The sequence below is a fragment of the Pseudomonas sp. MSSRFD41 genome (assembly GCF_014230245.1).
Classification (GTDB): Bacteria; Pseudomonadota; Gammaproteobacteria; order Pseudomonadales; family Pseudomonadaceae; genus Aquipseudomonas; species Aquipseudomonas piscis.
On sequence record NZ_JACKZK010000033.1, the window covers coordinates 40216 to 54862 of the forward strand.

Sequence of the window (14647 nt, forward strand, 5' to 3'; positions counted from 1 at the left end):
GATGCGCGAAACCGATTCGGTCGCCGCTTATTACCTGCGGGTCATGACCCACGCCCTGCAATCGCGGCCGGCACGCCTGGCGGCGCTGCTGACCGAGGTCGGGATCGACCCCGCGCTGCTCGAGCAGCCCCGGGCGCGGGTGCCTGGCAGCGCGTTCGCGGCCCTGTGGCTGATGCAGATCCGTGAATTGCACGACGAGTTCTTCCAGCTCGATTCCCACGGCTTGCCGCCCGGGGCCTTTGCCCTGATCTGCCGTGGACTGATCCAGGAACCGAACCTGGAAAAGGCCCTGCGCCAGTGCCTGAACAACTTCGGCCTGTTCCTGCGCGACCTGCGCGCCAGCCTCAGCGTGCGCGGCAAGCGTGCGGTGATCAGCCTCCAGAGCCAGGGCGCCGATCCGCTGCGCGCGCATTACGCCGAGGAAACCCTGCTGGTGCTGGTCATCAGCTTGCTGTGCTGGTTGGGTGGACGGCGGATTCCCATCGATCGCGCGGAGTTTCGCCACGCTCGCCTCAGCCTCGACGACGACGCGCTGCTGTGGGGCGGCAACCTGAGCTGGAACGCCGGGCGCACCGAGATCGAGTTCGCCAGCCGCCTGTTGCGCCTGCCGGTGGTCCAGGACCTGGCTTCGCTGAAGGTGTTCCTGCGCAGCGCCCCGCAATGGCTGGTGATCCGCTTTCGCAACCAGCATGGCCTCACCACCCAGGTGCACCAGCGCCTGCGTGGCAGCCACTACAGCCAGTGGCCGACCCTGGAAGCCTTCGCCAGTGAACTGCAAATGAGCCCCAGCACCCTGCGCCGGCGCCTGGAGCGCGAGGGGGGCTCCTACCAGGAGATCAAGGACGAGGTCCGCCGCAACGTCGCCGTGGACCTGCTGCGCCGCTCGTCCGCCAGTATCGGCGAGATCGCCGAGCTCACCGGGTTCCAGGAGCCCAGCGCTTTCCACCGGGCCTTCAAGAAATGGATCGGCGAGAGCCCCGGCCGCTATCGCGCGCGTTTCTCGCCCGTGGGGCCGGGCTAGCCAGCGGCGCCGCCTGGCCGGTTCTTTACCGGGGACGGGGCCTATAGGGCGCCACCAGCACCACCACGGCGTCGAGCAGCGCTTCCTGGCGCTGCGGGGCGAAGCGATCCGGTTCCACCGGCTGGACCATCTTCCAGCCATCGCCCATGGCACAGATCTGGTCGGCCAGCAGCTCGGCGTCGATATCGTCGCGGATATCGCCCTGGGCCTGGCCCTTGGCCAACATCGCGGCGAAGGACTGGCGGAAGCGGCAATAGCGTTGCTGGAAGATATCGGCCAGGGCCTGCTCGTGGCGGGCGTGGGTCAGCAGATGGAAGAGGGCGGCGAGCAGGGCGTTGGTATCGCCGCCCTTGCCCCAGCTCAGCCAGCTGGAAATGATCGTCTTGATGTCCACCCGGGGCTTGGCGGCTTCGCCTTCGAGCACGGCATCGAACTGGTCGAACAGGTCCTGCGCGGCGGCGGCGAGCATCTCTTCCTTGTTGGCGAAGTAGTAGGTCACCGCGCCAGTGGTGCAGTTGGCATGTTGGGCGACGCGGCGCATGGAGGTGCCGATATAGCCCTCTTGCGCCACCACGGCGACCACCGCTTTGAGCAGCTCTGCGCGCTTCTCCTCGTGGTTGCCGAGCGGGCGTCCCCGTCGCGCCGGACTGCCGGATTTGCCGCTTGCTGTCGTGGGGGATGGGGAGAGTCGAGAATCATGCATAGGAATGAGTGGGGTCTTTGGCTTGCCTGTCGGGGGGAAGCGGACTTCCTTGTGAGCCGCCAGCATAGGTAATTTCCGGGGTAAAAGCATCCGCGACCAATGGACGAAACAGCCCGTTTTCGGGGTGAAAGCGCCGTGCTAGAGCGCTTGCCGCCATGTGCCCAATACTCCGGGCCGATACTCAGGAGCAACTGCGCCCAGGCATCTGGATGCCATGCTGCCGGACCCGGCGGTACAAGGTCGCGCGGGAGATGCCCAGGGCCTGGGCGGCGGCCACGGGCTTCCAGCGATGGCGCACCAGGGCATCCAGCAGCGCCTGGCGTTCCGGGCTGCTCGCCGGGTCCGGGGCCTGGGTAGCGATTGCCTGGGTACTGGCGCGGTGCAACTGCTCCGGCAGGTCCTGCAGTTGGATCACCGGCCCTTCGCACACCGCACAGGCATAACGCAGCACATGGCGCAGCTGGCGCACGTTGCCCGGCCAGCGATAGCCCAGCAGGCACTCCAGGGCCGCGTCGCCCAGTTGCAGGGGCGTGCCGCAACGCTGGGACTCTTCCTCGACGATCTTGGTGATCAGCGCCAGGCGGTCGCTGCGCTCGCGCAACGGCGGTAGCTGGAAGCGCGCGCCGCCCAGGCGGAAATACAGGTCCTCGCGAAAGCTGCCGTCGGCCACCAGCGTCTCCAGGTCGCGGTGGGTGGCGCAGATCACCTGGATGTCCACCGCCTGGCGCCGCGCGGCGCCCAGCGGCGCCACTTCGCCCTCGGCCAGCACCCGCAGCAGGCGGGTCTGCAAGGCCAGGGGCATGTCGCCGATCTCGTCCAGGAACAGGGTGCCGCCGTCAGCTTGTTGCAGCAGGCCCTGCATGCCCTTGCTGGAGGCTCCGGTGAAGGCCCCGGCGACATAACCGAACAGTTCGCTTTCGATCAGGTTTTCCGGAATCGCCGCGCAGTTCACCGCCACGAACGGCCGCTCGCGGCGCTGGCTGGCCTGGTGCAACTGGCGAGCGAAGACTTCCTTGCCGCTGCCGGTTTCGCCCTGGACCAGTACCGGCAAGTGACGATCCTTGACCCGCACCGCCAGGCGCAGGCTCTGCTCCACCCTGGGGTCCAGCGCCTGCCCGGCCCGTTGCAGCCGTGGCCGGCTGGCCGGCCTGCGCGGCGCTTGCAGGCGACCGTGCAGCTCGCCATCCAGGGGCCACAGCGCCTGGTCCCTGGCGCGCTGCAGCAGCTGGGTGTCGAACACCTGGGCGATGTGCCGGGGCACCTGGCCGTGGCGGCGCAGCAAGTAGGCCCGGGCGGCGGGGTTCAGCGCTTGCAGGCAACCGTCGTCGTCCCAGGCCAGTAGGAAGTCCGGCTGGCTGTCGACATAACCCGGGCTGGCGTGGGCCCGCAGGACCCAGTAGCCCTGGGCGCTGCTCATGAAGAACGCCTGCTCGATCGCCCGCGCGCTCTGTACCACCAGCTGGCGGATCAGGTGCTGGGAACGGCGATCGTCCGGCGAGCGCACCGCCGAGACGTCCAGCACCCCCAGCAACCCGCCCTGGGGGTCGAAGACCGGGGCGGCGGAGCAGGTCAGGCCGATGAAGGCGGCGCGAAAGTGATCGCGCTTGTGCACCGTCACCGCCGCGCCGCTGGTGAGCACCGCGGCCACGCCGCAGGTGCCTTCCTCGCCCTCCGACCAGCAGGTGCCCAGGTACAGGCCGGCCTTGCGGCAATCGTTGCGAATGGCGGACTCGACCCGGTAGTCGATGGTGCGGCCCTGGGCGTCGGTGAGCAGCACGCAGTAGTCGGCATCGCGCACCTGGCCATGCAGGCGCGCCACTTCTTCGCTGGCGATGCGCAGGAACAGCTCCGAGCGCTCGCGGCACTGCTTGAGCAGGTCTTCGGAGAGGATGCGCGGCCCCTGCAGCGAGGCGGGGTCCAGATGGTGCTGCTCCATGGAGCGACGCCAGGAATCGAGGATCAGGTTCGGCACCGGCGCCTGGGGCAGGTGCGCGGCGTTCTTCAAGACCCGGCTGACGCAGTCGACGTGGGCGCGGGAATGAGCGGAAAGCATGACAGGCCTCCGGTTGCAGCTTCTTAGCGTTGTGGACGCATTAAGCGCCGAACCGCGCCCGCGGACAAGCACCGGCTGGCCCGGCGGCGGGGTTGAGACGCAACGTCTCAAGGTCTCGCCGCTGCCCCGTGCAACCTGACATGCAACGTCTCATGCACGGGCTTTCCCGGCACCCGGGCGACAGCACGGCAACCGCTCTGCGACAGGCGTTTTCACAGGTCTTTCGACAATTGGCACCGGCCTTGCTCTGGCTCTTGGCAACCAGCGCCGACTGGCCCATCGAAGAATAAGAACGAGGTGCCCGATGCTTTCTCCTGCCTGTGCTCCGCCCGCGGTGAGCCCATGAGCCGCCGCCCCCTGACCGTCGGCATCATCGCCAACCCCGCCTCGGGCCGCGATGTGCGCCGCCTGACCGCCAATGCCGGGCTGTTCTCCAGTACCGACAAGGTCTGGGTGATCCAGCGCCTGCTGGCGGCCTTCGGCGCCACGGGTATCGAGCGGGTGCTGATGCCCACCGACATGACCGGCATGGCCGCCGCGGTGCAGAAGAACAGCCGCAGCCGCCAGGCCCGCGAGCAGCACTGGCCGGAGCTGGAGTTCCTCGACCTGACCCTGCGCCAGAGCGTCGAGGACACCCGCCAGGCGGCGCGCTGGATGGCCGGGCGCGAGGTGGCGCTGATCGCCGTGCTCGGTGGCGACGGCACCCACAAGGCGGTGGCGGCCGAGGTCGGCGAGATCCCGCTGCTGACCCTGTCCACCGGCACCAACAACGCCTTTCCGGAACTGCGCGAAGCCACCAGCGCCGGCCTGGCCGGCGGGCTCTACGCCAGCGGCCGGGTGAGTGGCGAGATCGCCCTGCGGCGCAACAAGCGGCTGCTGGTGCGCGAGCCTTCCCGGGGGCTTTGCGAAATGGCCCTGGTGGACGTGGCGGTGTCGCCCCTGGCCTTCATCGGGGCCCGGGCCATCAGCCGCGCCAGCGACCTGGCCGAGGTCTTCGTGACCTTCGCCGAGCCGCAGTCCATCGGTATTTCCGCGCTCTGCGGGCTGTGGCTGCCGGTGACCCGGCAACAGCCCCACGGCGCCTGGATGCGCCTGGCACCAGGTTCGCCCGAGGCGCTGCTGGTGCCCCTGGCCCCGGGGCTGTTGCAAGGCTGCGGGGTGCTGGAGGCCGGCTACCTGCCACCCGGTGAGCCCCAGCCCCTGTGCCTGGGCGCCGGCACCCTGGCCCTGGATGGCGAGCGCGAGATCGAGTTCAACCCCGGCGATCGGCCCACGGTCACCCTGGATGCCGGCGGCCCGCTGAGCATCGACGTCAACGCGGTCCTGGAACACGCGGCGCGCCAGCGCCTGCTGGCCATCGACCGCAGCCACCGGCAACACCCCATGAACCTTCAGCCTGAAGACACCCCTGGAGAATAAAAATGTCGACACCCCTGAACGCTGACCAACTGCTGCACGCCTATCGGGTGATGCGCACCATCCGCGCTTTCGAAGAGCGCCTGCACGTGGAGTTCGCCACGGGCGAGATCCCCGGTTTCGTCCACCTCTACGCCGGCGAGGAGGCCTCGGCCGCCGGGGTCATGGCCCACCTGCGCGATGACGATTGCATCGCCTCCAACCACCGCGGCCACGGCCATTGCATCGCCAAGGGCGTGGATGTCTACGGGATGATGGCCGAGATCTACGGCAAGAAGACCGGGGTCTGCCAGGGCAAGGGCGGCTCCATGCACATCGCCGATTTCGAGAAAGGCATGCTCGGCGCCAACGGCATCGTCGGTGCCGGGGCGCCGCTGGTGGTGGGCGCGGCCCTGGCGGCCCGGCTGCAAGGCAGCGACGGCGTGTCGGTGGTGTTCTTCGGCGACGGCGGCTCCAACGAGGGCGCGGTGTTCGAAGCCATGAACATGGCCTCGGTGTGGAACCTGCCGTGCCTGTTCATCGCCGAGAACAACGGCTATGCCGAGGCCACCGCTTCGAACTGGTCGGTGGCTTGCGACCACATCGCCGACCGTGCCGCGGGTTTCGGCATGCCCGGGGTGACGGTGGACGGCTTCGATTTCTTCGCCGTGCATGAAGCCGCCGGCGCCGCCGTGGAGCGCGCCCGGGCCGGGGAGGGGCCGTCGCTGATCGAGGTCAAGCTGACTCGTTACTACGGCCACTTCGAGGGCGATGCCCAGACCTACCGCGCCCCGGACGAGGTCAAGCATTACCGCGAGCACAACGATTGCCTGATGCAGTTTCGCCAGCGCACCACCCGCTCGGGCCTGGTGCAGGCCAGCCAGCTGGACGGCATCGATGTCGAGGTGCAAGCGCTGATCGAGGACGCGGTGCGCAAGGCCAAGAGCGATCCCAAGCCGAGCCCGGCGGACCTGCTTAGCGACGTGTACGTCGCCTACCCCTAAGAACCTGCCCACGATCTGCTGCGCTTAGCTCATGCGGCGTTAAAACTGGCTTCGAAATGCTCATTTAGGGCCCTGAATTGCGCTTTCTCAGCCATTTTTGCCTTGCCTGAGCGTCGCTCGCTAGATCGTGAACAGGTTCTAAAACCCTCTCCAAGAACAACAAGAGACCACCATCATGGCGAGAAAGATCAGTTACCAGCAGGCCATCAACGAAGCCCTGGCCCAGGAAATGCGCCGCGACCCCAGCGTGTTCATCATGGGCGAAGACGTGGCGGGCGGTGCCGGCGCACCCGGCGACAACGACGCCTGGGGCGGCGTGCTCGGGGTGACCAAGGGCCTCTACCATCAATTCCCCGGGCGGGTGCTGGATACCCCATTGTCGGAAATCGGCTACGTCGGCGCCGCCGTGGGCGCGGCCACCCGGGGCGTGCGTCCGGTGTGCGAGTTGATGTTCGTCGACTTCGCCGGCTGCTGCCTGGACCAGATCCTCAACCAGGCGGCCAAGTTCCGCTACATGTTCGGCGGCAAGGCCCAGACCCCGCTGGTGATCCGCACCATGGTCGGCGCCGGCCTGCGCGCCGCGGCCCAGCATTCGCAGATGCTCACCTCGCTATGGACCCATATCCCCGGGTTGAAGGTGGTCTGCCCCTCGTCGCCCTACGACGCCAAGGGCTTGCTGATCCAGGCCATCCGCGACAACGACCCGGTGATCTTCTGCGAGCACAAGCTGCTCTACAGCCTACAAGGCGAGGTGCCGGAGGAGTCCTACGCGATTCCCTTCGGCGAGGCCAACTTCCTGCGCGACGGCAAGGACGTGACCCTGGTGTCCTACGGGCGCACGGTGAACACCGCGCTGGACGCGGCCCGCAACCTGGCCGGGCGAGGCATCGATTGCGAGGTCATCGACCTGCGCACCACCAGCCCGCTGGATGAGGACAGCATCCTGGAAAGCGTGGAGAAGACCGGGCGCCTGGTGGTCATCGACGAAGCCAACCCACGTTGCTCCATGGCCACCGACATCTCGGCGCTGGTGGCGCAAAAAGCCTTCGCCTCTCTCAAGGCGCCGATCGAGATGGTCACCGCGCCCCATACCCCGGTGCCGTTCTCCGACGCCCTGGAAGACCTGTACATCCCCGACGCGGCGAAGATCGAAAACGCCGTGCTCACTGTGATCGAGTGGAGCCGCCGATGAGCCAGATCCATACCCTGACCATGCCCAAGTGGGGCCTGTCGATGACCGAGGGCCGGGTCGATGCCTGGCTCAAGGAAGAAGGCCAGCGCATCAGCAAGGGCGACGAAGTGCTGGATGTGGAGACCGACAAGATCTCCAGCAGTGTCGAGGCGCCGTTTTCCGGCGTGCTGCGCCGGCAGGTGGCGCGCCAGGACCAGACCCTGGCGGTGGGCGCGCTGCTGGGCATCGTGGTGGAGGGCGAGGCCAGCGACGCCGAGATCGACGCGGCGATCGAGCGCTTCCAGGCCAGCTTCGTGCCCGGCGACAGCGCCGCCGAAGAGAGCGGCCCGGCGCCGCAGAAGGCCGAAGTCGGCGGCCGGCTGATTCGTTACTTCGAGCGCGGTGAAGGCGGCACGCCGCTGGTGCTGGTGCACGGTTTCGGCGGCGACCTCAACAACTGGCTGTTCAACCACGAAGCCCTGGCCGCCGGGCGCCGGGTGATCGCCCTGGACCTGCCGGGCCACGGCGAGTCGGCCAAGGCCTTGCAGCGTGGCGACCTGGACGAGTTGAGCGAAGTGCTGCTGGCGCTGCTGGATCACCTGGACGTTGCCCAGGCGCACCTGGTGGGGCATTCCATGGGCGGCGCGGTGGCCTTGAACGCCGCGCGCCTGGCGCCGCAGCGGGTGCGTTCCCTGAGCCTGATCGGCAGCGCCGGGCTGGGGGCCGACATCAACGGCGATTACCTGCGCGGTTTTATCGAGGCCGGCAATCGCAACGCCCTCAAGCCGCAGCTGGTGCAGCTGTTCTCCAACGCGGAACTGGTGAATCGGCAGATGCTCGACGACATGCTCAAGTTCAAGCGCCTGGAAGGCGTGGACACGGCCCTCGGGCAGCTTGCGGGCACGCTGTTTGCCGACGGTCGCCAGCAGGCCGACCTGCGCCCCGTGGTGCAGGACGGTGGGCGGCCGGTGCTGGTGATCTGGGGCAGCGACGACCGGATCATTCCGGTGAGCCACAGCGCCGGCCTCAAGGCGCAGATCGAGGTGCTGCCGGGACAGGGGCACATGGTGCAGATGGAAAGCGCGGAGCAGGTCAACCGCCTGATCCTCGACTTCATCCAGCAGCACTGAGGTTCGCTGCGCCGGCCAGGGGGCCGTCGCAGCTCTACGACAATCAGGAGAAGCCACGATGAGCGTTTCCCTCAAGCCTGTTGCCAGCATGCGCGCCGCGGTCTGGCACGGCCGCCACGACATCCGCGTCGAAGACGTGCCCCTGCCCGAGGCGCCGCCTGCCGGCTGGGTGCAGATCCGCGTCGACTGGTGCGGCATCTGCGGTTCCGACCTGCACGAATACGTGGCAGGCCCGGTGTTCATTCCGGTGGACGCGCCGCACCCGCTGACCGGGATCAAGGGCCAGTGCATCCTCGGCCACGAGTTCTGCGGCCAGATCGTCGCCCTGGGCGAAGGGGTCCAGGGCTTCAGTGTTGGCCAGCCCGTGGCGGCGGACGCCTGCCAGCACTGCGGCACCTGTTATTACTGCACCCACGGGCTGTACAACATCTGCGAGAACCTGGCCTTCACCGGGCTGATGAACAACGGCGCCTTCGCCGAACTGGTCAACGTGCCGGCCAACCTGCTGTACGCCTTGCCGGCCAACTTTCCCGCCGAGGCCGGGGCGCTGATCGAGCCGCTGGCGGTGGGCATGCATGCGGTGAAAAAGGCCGGCAGCCTGCTGGGGCAGAATGTGGTGGTGGTCGGCGCCGGGACCATCGGCCTGTGCACCATCATGTGCGCCAAGGCTGCCGGAGCGGCCCAGGTGATCGCCCTGGAAATGTCCGGGGCGCGCAAGGCCAAGGCCCTGGAGGTGGGCGCCAGCCTGGTGCTCGATCCCAAGGCGTGCGATGCCCTGGCCGAGGTCAAGCGCCTGACCGGTGGCCTGGGGGCCGATGTCAGCTTCGAGTGCATCGGCAACAAGCACACCGCCAAGCTGGCCATCGACCTGGTGCGCAAGGCCGGCAAGTGCGTGCTGGTGGGGATCTTCGAAGAGCCCAGCGAGTTCAACTTCTTCGAACTGGTGGCCACCGAGAAGCAGGTGCTCGGAGCCCTGGCCTACAACGGCGAGTTCGCCGACGTGATCGCCTTCATCGCCGATGGCCGCCTGGATATCACGCCGCTAGTGACCGGGCGCATCCAGCTGGAGGACATCGTCGGCCAGGGCTTCGAGGAACTGGTCAACAACAAGGAGCACAACGTCAAGATCATCGTTTCACCGAGTCGGCTCTAGCGCTCGATCGCGGGCGATTTGGCGATGGCCGGCCACGGCCATCGCACTTTTTTACCGTTTTGCGTTCTATGGGCAGGCCTGGCTGCGCCGATCCCCGCTGCAGCCCGTGAATGTCGACCCGGTGCCGATGGCCTACGCTCCCTCTTCTTGCATGATGCAAACCCCGTTTCCCACCTGGTTATTGGCAGGCCTGCTGATGCTCGGCGCCACTGGCTGCACCCAGCAGCAGGGGCGTGATATCGCCAACCAGTTTCGCAATGGCAAGGCCGACGAGTTCTTCCAGACCAGCGTCGATCGCATGGCCACCATCGGCATGCGCGACAACCTGCAGAGCCTGTACCTGCTGATGGGCAAGCTCTACCTGCGCAACCCCAGCCAGTGGCGCAAGTCCGGGTATGCCGATGGCACCGCGGCGCAGCGGGCGATCCGCAATGCCATCGAACAGCGCCAGCCGTTGCCGGCCCTGGGCGATCGCCGGGACCTGGCGGCCTTGAGCTATTCCCTGAGCCCGGAGTTCCAGGGCGATCGGGTCGGTGCCTTCATCTACGCCATCGGCAGCATGCTGGTGACCGCCCACGGTGGGCGCACCGAGTTCTACATGACCGACACCCTGGACCCGCAATTCATCAGCAACGCCGCGCGCAATATCGAGAAAGCCACCTGGATGCTGGGCCAGCGCCAGGATGCCAGCGGGGTATTGCTGCTGTTCTCCAACGAGATCTCGGAGGAGGGCAGCAACCTGAGTTTCGCCGTGGAGTTCGGCAAGATCGTCGCGCGCCTGGACCTGCTGACGCAGATCCTCGACGAGCGTTACCGGCGGGTGGGGCTCAACTATGCGCAAAGCCTGTTGCTGATGAATTTCCTGCCGGTGCAGTAGCACCGTGGCTATCGATTTGGCGGCCCGTGCCGGGCCGTGCGCAGCCTGCGGCAGCGGCTACACGAGACGGGCTGGTTGGCGGTGTGTAGCCGCTGCCGCAGGCTGCGTCCGGGCGCGTAGCGGCCGCAAGATCGGTTGGCGCGGTGCGCCAGGGACTGAGCGGAGTCAGGTTTTGCGGGCCGTGCGCAGCCTCGCCAGCTCGACCGCGGCTACACGGCGTTTTTTACCACCGTTAGCTCGATCCGCCATCCCAGCACGCGCAACGCCTGCTCCACCTTCTCGATCTTCGATCGGTGCAGCAGGTTCACCAGCCGGTCCACCTGGGGTCGGTTCACCCCCAGGCGCCTGGCCAGCTCCGCCTTGCTCACCCGCTGCCTGAGCATGGCATTCCACAGCGCCACCTTGGCCACGCTCAGCGCCGGCAGGCGCACCAGCTTTTGCCCCGCAGGGCAGGGCGAGGGCAGCGGAATGGCCATCCGCTGCAGCACATACAACGACAGCGCCATCTCCAGGGCGACCACCGCATCGGCCATGGCTTGCTCCGGCGTCTCGCCGACACAGGCCATGCCGGGTACGTCAATGCAACTGATCCGCGGCTGGCCGTTTTCCAGGTTCATGATCACAGGGTATGCGTACATGGCTGCTTATCCTTCTATAGGGCCGGACTTCATTCCTTAAAGAAGCAATTGCAAGGGCAGGCTTAGCCGCCAGATCGCACTATAAAAATGATGCAAAGGTCGGCACAACGAAGCTTGGCCGGGCAATGTTTGAATGTTTATGTCCAAGGCTCTAGGTCGAGGGCCCGAGGCGGTGGCAGGCAAGCAGCCTGAAAGCCTCAGCTGTGGACAAGAGTGCGCGCGGACGCCGGCCGGGGGTGGGCGAGCGCCAGGACGTAGGCGCTGAACATGTCCGCCAGGCCGTCGGCGTGCTCGGTCATGGCGTTCTTCGTGTGGGGCTTGCTGGAGAAATCCTTGCCCACCGAACTGAGGGTGCAGAGGATCAGCTCGCAGGCCGCGGCGCGGGTCGCCTCGCTGGCATCGGGCAGCAGCTGGAGCATGAAGCCGGTGAAAATCTGCCGTCCCGCCGCACGGGCGGCGCCCGCTTCGGGGGCGTCGCGATACAGCGGCGCGGCCTCGTTCAAGGCACTGCGCAACGGCGCCTCCTCGCACTCCGAGCGGATGAAGGCATGCACCAGGCTGCGCAGGCGCGCCAGGGGCGGTTGTGCCGGGTCGTCGAGGATCCGGCTCAGCATCTGCCGGGTTTGCAGCCACTCATCGCTTTGCAGGCGGAACAGGATCGCCGCCTTGTTGGGAAAATACTGGTACAGCGAACCAATGCTCACCCCGGCCTTTTCCGCGACCCGCGCGGTGGTGAAGCGCTTGGCGCCCTGTTGGGTCAAAACCTGAATGGCGGCCTGCAGAATCGCTGCTACCAGCTCGGTGGAGCGCGCCTGTTGCGGCTGTTTGCGTGAGGAAATACGGGGGTTCTGGCGCTTGTTCATGGACAGTTCGGACGTGCCTGGAAATGCGAATAGCGGATGGGCCGAATCGCTCCCATCATGGTCGTGACTCAACATCTTAGCCCCATCCGATGGAAGACCAGCATGACGACCCTCACCAGCGAGCCCTTGGCGGGCTTGATCGAACGCCTCTACACCCTGGCCGATGCCGCCACCAGCCCGGCCCTCGATGACGTGCCCCGGGAAGAACGCGAACGGCTGATGCACAGCAAGACCGACTACCTGAAGCTCTACGGGCTGCTCAAGGACCTGTGGCTGCCGGTCTCGCGGGATACCGGCAAGTTGCTGTACCTGCTGGCGCGCAATGCCAAGGCCAGGCACATCGTCGAATTCGGCACCTCGTTCGGCCTGTCCACCCTGCACCTGGCGGCTGCCCTGCGCGACAACGGCGGCGGCCTATTGATCGGCAGCGAATTCGAAGCCTCGAAGGTCGCCATGGCCCGCGAGCACATGCTCGAGGCTGGCGTCGGCGACCTGGTGCAGATTCGCCAGGGCGACGCGCTGGTGACCTTGGCCCGCGACCTTCCAGACAGCGTCGACCTGCTCCTGCTCGATGGCGCCAAGGCGCTGTATGGCGAGGTCCTGGGCCTGGTGGAACCGCACCTGAAGCCTGGCGCGCTGGTGCTGGCGGACAACACCGACTACTGCCCCGAGTACCTGGCCCATGTCCGGGCGCCAGAGAACGGCTACCTGTCCGTGCCGTTCGCCGATGATATCGAGTTGAGCATGCGCCTGGGCTGAGGCGCCGGGGGTGCTGTGATGGTTCAGCGCCCGGTTTTTTCCTGCGCGGCATCGGCCAGGGGGCTCGAGCGGCCCTTGATGTCGTGCTCCCAAAACGGTCGATGCGCTGGATCTCATGCCCCGGCAAGGCCACGTTGGCCCTTTCGGTTTTGCCCGGGTAGGGCGTGGGGTCGAGATCCAGCCTGTCCCAGCCCAACCTGTCCATGCTTTTCACCTGACTTGATGCGGTCCTGTGTGCCTGTCCGTTGCTGCGGGTGTGGCCACTGGCGGTTCCGTTCTGACAGCGGCTGACGTTTGAGAATCCGGAATGCCGGCCCAGACAAAAGTACGCAAAACGCTCTGCCCCCTCACTCGGTGCCTCGCATAGCGAGGCATGCTCTCTCTCCGGTTGGTCCGTGGGCGGCCGCTCCCGGCTCAATACCTGCGTTCGGCCATCGTGTTTAAAGGGGCGGGTGGATCAAGATCAAAGGCCAAAACCGGCGGAGCGGCTGCTGCCGTGCCTGGAACGCTCCACGCCTCAAACCACGAAAATTTCACGCCAGCAAAATGGTTTTGTGACAAGGCTGGAACTATCGTGATGACAAAGTGCAATCGCCTGTAGCCATCGCTGTTTGGCCCAACCTGGCATCGGTGCCCTGTCCCGATCCCTGGCGCCGACAGCGTGCAACCACGAACCGCCAGCCTTCTATCTATAAAGAGAGATAACCAATGAACGTCAGGACAATGAACCTCGCTCCCAGGTTTGCCGTGTTTTTCTCGCTCATTATCCTGGTGGTCTTTGCCCTGGGAGTGGTCGCGGTGTTGCAGATGGGCAAGCTGCGCGAGTCCGAGCAGGATGTGGAAAACAACTGGATGGCGAGCATCCGGGAAATCGGCAAGATGAAGGCCGGCACCCTGCGCCTGCGCCTGGAAAGCCTGCGCATTACCGTGACCACCGACGAGCAGCAGCGCCAGACCCGCATCGCTGCGTTGAGTGGTTATCGCAGCACCCTGCAGGACACCCTGAGCCAGTACGAGCCGCTGATCACCGGCCCGGCGGAGCGGGAGTTGTACCAGGCGGTGGCTGGGGATGCGCAGGCCTACTTCAAGCTGCTGGACGAGCTGGAGCCGCTGTTGCGCAGCGGCGACAACGCGGCGGCCATCACCCTGATCAACACCCGCATCAGCCCCATGACCAATTCCCTGCAGGACAAGATGGACAAGCTCTCGGACTTCAATGAGGAGGGGGCCAAGGGCGCCGGGGTACGGGCGACCTCGATCTACAGCGGCGGCGTCAGCCTGGTGGTCGGCCTGCTGGCGGTCACCGTGCTGCTGACCGTCGCCCTGGCGGCGGTGCTGACCCGCAGCATCACCGCACCGATCAGCGATGCCCTGGCGGTGGCCGAACGCATCGCCGGCAGCGACCTGTCCCGGGACATCGGCGTCAGTGGCCGCGACGAAGCCGGCCGGCTGCTGGTTGCATTGGCGAAAATGCAGGCCAATCTGCGGGAAACCATTGCCCATATCGCCGACTCCTCGACCCAGCTGGCTTCGGCCTCGGAAGAAATGACCGCGGTGACCGAAGACGCCAGCCGTGGGCTGGTGCGGCAGAACGACGAAGTCAGCCTGGCCGCCACCGCCGTGACGCAGATGAGCGCTGCGGTGGATGAAGTGGCGCGCAACGCCGAGGCCGCCGCGCAGTCTTCCCGCGAGTCGCTGGAGTTCACCCGTTCCGGCATCGAGAACGTGGCCCAGACCCTCAAGGCCATCGAAGGCCTGGCCGGCAACGTTGCCAGCACCGGCGAGCAGGTCAAGGCCTTGTCCAGCAGGGCCCAGGACATCAGCAAGGTGGTGGAGGTGATTCGCGCCATCGCCGAGCAGACCAACCTGCTGGCCCTCAA

13 protein-coding genes are annotated in these 14647 nt (G+C 66.7%); 9 read left to right on the forward strand and 4 right to left on the reverse strand.

The features are described from left to right. Window position 1: 1 nt before the first annotated feature. Complete coding sequence (locus tag H7A76_RS29490; RefSeq protein WP_185701764.1) at window positions 2–1021, forward strand: AraC family transcriptional regulator; 1020 nt, start codon at window positions 2–4, stop codon at window positions 1019–1021. A 25-nt stretch (window positions 1022–1046) separates the two neighbouring features. Here the strand turns inward: H7A76_RS29490 and H7A76_RS29495 are convergent, their stop codons facing one another. Further along, window positions 1047–1724, reverse strand: a complete 678-nt coding sequence (locus tag H7A76_RS29495) for a TetR/AcrR family transcriptional regulator (protein ID WP_185701765.1) — start codon at window positions 1722–1724, stop codon at window positions 1047–1049. A 181-nt stretch (window positions 1725–1905) separates the two neighbouring features. Beyond that, window positions 1906–3777 (reverse strand): sigma-54-dependent Fis family transcriptional regulator, encoded by a 1872-nt coding sequence (locus tag H7A76_RS29500; RefSeq protein WP_185701766.1) that lies wholly within the window; start codon window positions 3775–3777, stop codon window positions 1906–1908. 342 nt (window positions 3778–4119) lie between these two features. On the opposite strand from H7A76_RS29500, the gene H7A76_RS29505 reads away from it, so the two are divergent. The 6 genes from H7A76_RS29505 (at window position 4120) to H7A76_RS29530 (ending at window position 10507) form a co-directional block, all read left to right on the forward strand. Continuing rightward, window positions 4120–5196, forward strand: coding sequence for an ATP-NAD kinase family protein (locus H7A76_RS29505; RefSeq protein WP_185701767.1), 1077 nt, complete (start codon window positions 4120–4122; stop codon window positions 5194–5196). A 2-nt stretch (window positions 5197–5198) separates the two neighbouring features. Beyond that, window positions 5199–6176, forward strand: coding sequence for a thiamine pyrophosphate-dependent dehydrogenase E1 component subunit alpha (locus tag H7A76_RS29510; protein ID WP_185701768.1), 978 nt, complete (start codon window positions 5199–5201; stop codon window positions 6174–6176). A 175-nt stretch (window positions 6177–6351) separates the two neighbouring features. Beyond that, window positions 6352–7368, forward strand: coding sequence for an alpha-ketoacid dehydrogenase subunit beta (locus H7A76_RS29515; protein WP_185701769.1), 1017 nt, complete (start codon window positions 6352–6354; stop codon window positions 7366–7368). After that, window positions 7365–8477: an acetoin dehydrogenase dihydrolipoyllysine-residue acetyltransferase subunit gene (locus H7A76_RS29520; protein ID WP_185701770.1), complete on the forward strand. Its 1113-nt coding sequence runs from the start codon at window positions 7365–7367 to the stop codon at window positions 8475–8477. The genes H7A76_RS29515 and H7A76_RS29520 overlap by 4 nt, the downstream gene beginning before the upstream one ends. A gap of 88 nt (window positions 8478–8565) precedes the next feature. Then, window positions 8566–9630: a 2,3-butanediol dehydrogenase gene (locus H7A76_RS29525; protein ID WP_260498110.1), complete on the forward strand. Its 1065-nt coding sequence runs from the start codon at window positions 8566–8568 to the stop codon at window positions 9628–9630. Between the two features lie 151 nt (window positions 9631–9781). Further along, on the forward strand, window positions 9782–10507 hold the full coding sequence (locus tag H7A76_RS29530; protein WP_409299895.1) for a hypothetical protein: 726 nt from the start codon (window positions 9782–9784) through the stop codon (window positions 10505–10507). A 209-nt stretch (window positions 10508–10716) separates the two neighbouring features. Here H7A76_RS29530 and H7A76_RS29535 read toward each other — a convergent pair whose 3' ends face one another. Beyond that, a complete protein-coding gene (locus H7A76_RS29535) occupies window positions 10717–11145 on the reverse strand; it encodes a type II toxin-antitoxin system HicB family antitoxin (protein WP_185701772.1) in 429 nt (142 codons plus the stop codon). A gap of 197 nt (window positions 11146–11342) precedes the next feature. Beyond that, window positions 11343–12008, reverse strand: a complete 666-nt coding sequence (locus H7A76_RS29540) for a TetR family transcriptional regulator (RefSeq protein ID WP_185701773.1) — start codon at window positions 12006–12008, stop codon at window positions 11343–11345. Between the two features lie 102 nt (window positions 12009–12110). On the opposite strand from H7A76_RS29540, the gene H7A76_RS29545 reads away from it, so the two are divergent. Both H7A76_RS29545 and H7A76_RS29550 read left to right on the forward strand, forming a co-directional pair. Then, window positions 12111–12767, forward strand: a complete 657-nt coding sequence (locus H7A76_RS29545; protein ID WP_185701774.1) for an O-methyltransferase — start codon at window positions 12111–12113, stop codon at window positions 12765–12767. A 708-nt stretch (window positions 12768–13475) separates the two neighbouring features. Then, window positions 13476–14647 (forward strand): methyl-accepting chemotaxis protein (locus H7A76_RS29550; RefSeq protein ID WP_185701775.1); only part of this gene is annotated, 1172 nt, incomplete at its 3' end.

Bases quoted from the DNA above. Each gene is read 5' to 3' on its own strand.
- H7A76_RS29490 (WP_185701764.1), top strand. From the start codon at position 2: ATGCGCGAAACCGATTCGGTCGCCGCTTATTACCTGCGGGTCATGACC.
- H7A76_RS29495 (WP_185701765.1), bottom strand. From the start codon at position 1,724: ATGCATGATTCTCGACTCTCCCCATCCCCCACGACAGCAAGCGGCAAA.
- H7A76_RS29500 (WP_185701766.1), bottom strand. From the start codon at position 3,777: ATGCTTTCCGCTCATTCCCGCGCCCACGTCGACTGCGTCAGCCGGGTC.
- H7A76_RS29505 (WP_185701767.1), top strand. From the start codon at position 4,120: ATGAGCCGCCGCCCCCTGACCGTCGGCATCATCGCCAACCCCGCCTCG.
- H7A76_RS29510 (WP_185701768.1), top strand. From the start codon at position 5,199: ATGTCGACACCCCTGAACGCTGACCAACTGCTGCACGCCTATCGGGTG.
- H7A76_RS29515 (WP_185701769.1), top strand. From the start codon at position 6,352: ATGGCGAGAAAGATCAGTTACCAGCAGGCCATCAACGAAGCCCTGGCC.
- H7A76_RS29520 (WP_185701770.1), top strand. From the start codon at position 7,365: ATGAGCCAGATCCATACCCTGACCATGCCCAAGTGGGGCCTGTCGATG.
- H7A76_RS29525 (WP_260498110.1), top strand. From the start codon at position 8,566: ATGCGCGCCGCGGTCTGGCACGGCCGCCACGACATCCGCGTCGAAGAC.
- H7A76_RS29530 (WP_409299895.1), top strand. From the start codon at position 9,782: ATGATGCAAACCCCGTTTCCCACCTGGTTATTGGCAGGCCTGCTGATG.
- H7A76_RS29535 (WP_185701772.1), bottom strand. From the start codon at position 11,145: ATGTACGCATACCCTGTGATCATGAACCTGGAAAACGGCCAGCCGCGG.
- H7A76_RS29540 (WP_185701773.1), bottom strand. From the start codon at position 12,008: ATGAACAAGCGCCAGAACCCCCGTATTTCCTCACGCAAACAGCCGCAA.
- H7A76_RS29545 (WP_185701774.1), top strand. From the start codon at position 12,111: ATGACGACCCTCACCAGCGAGCCCTTGGCGGGCTTGATCGAACGCCTC.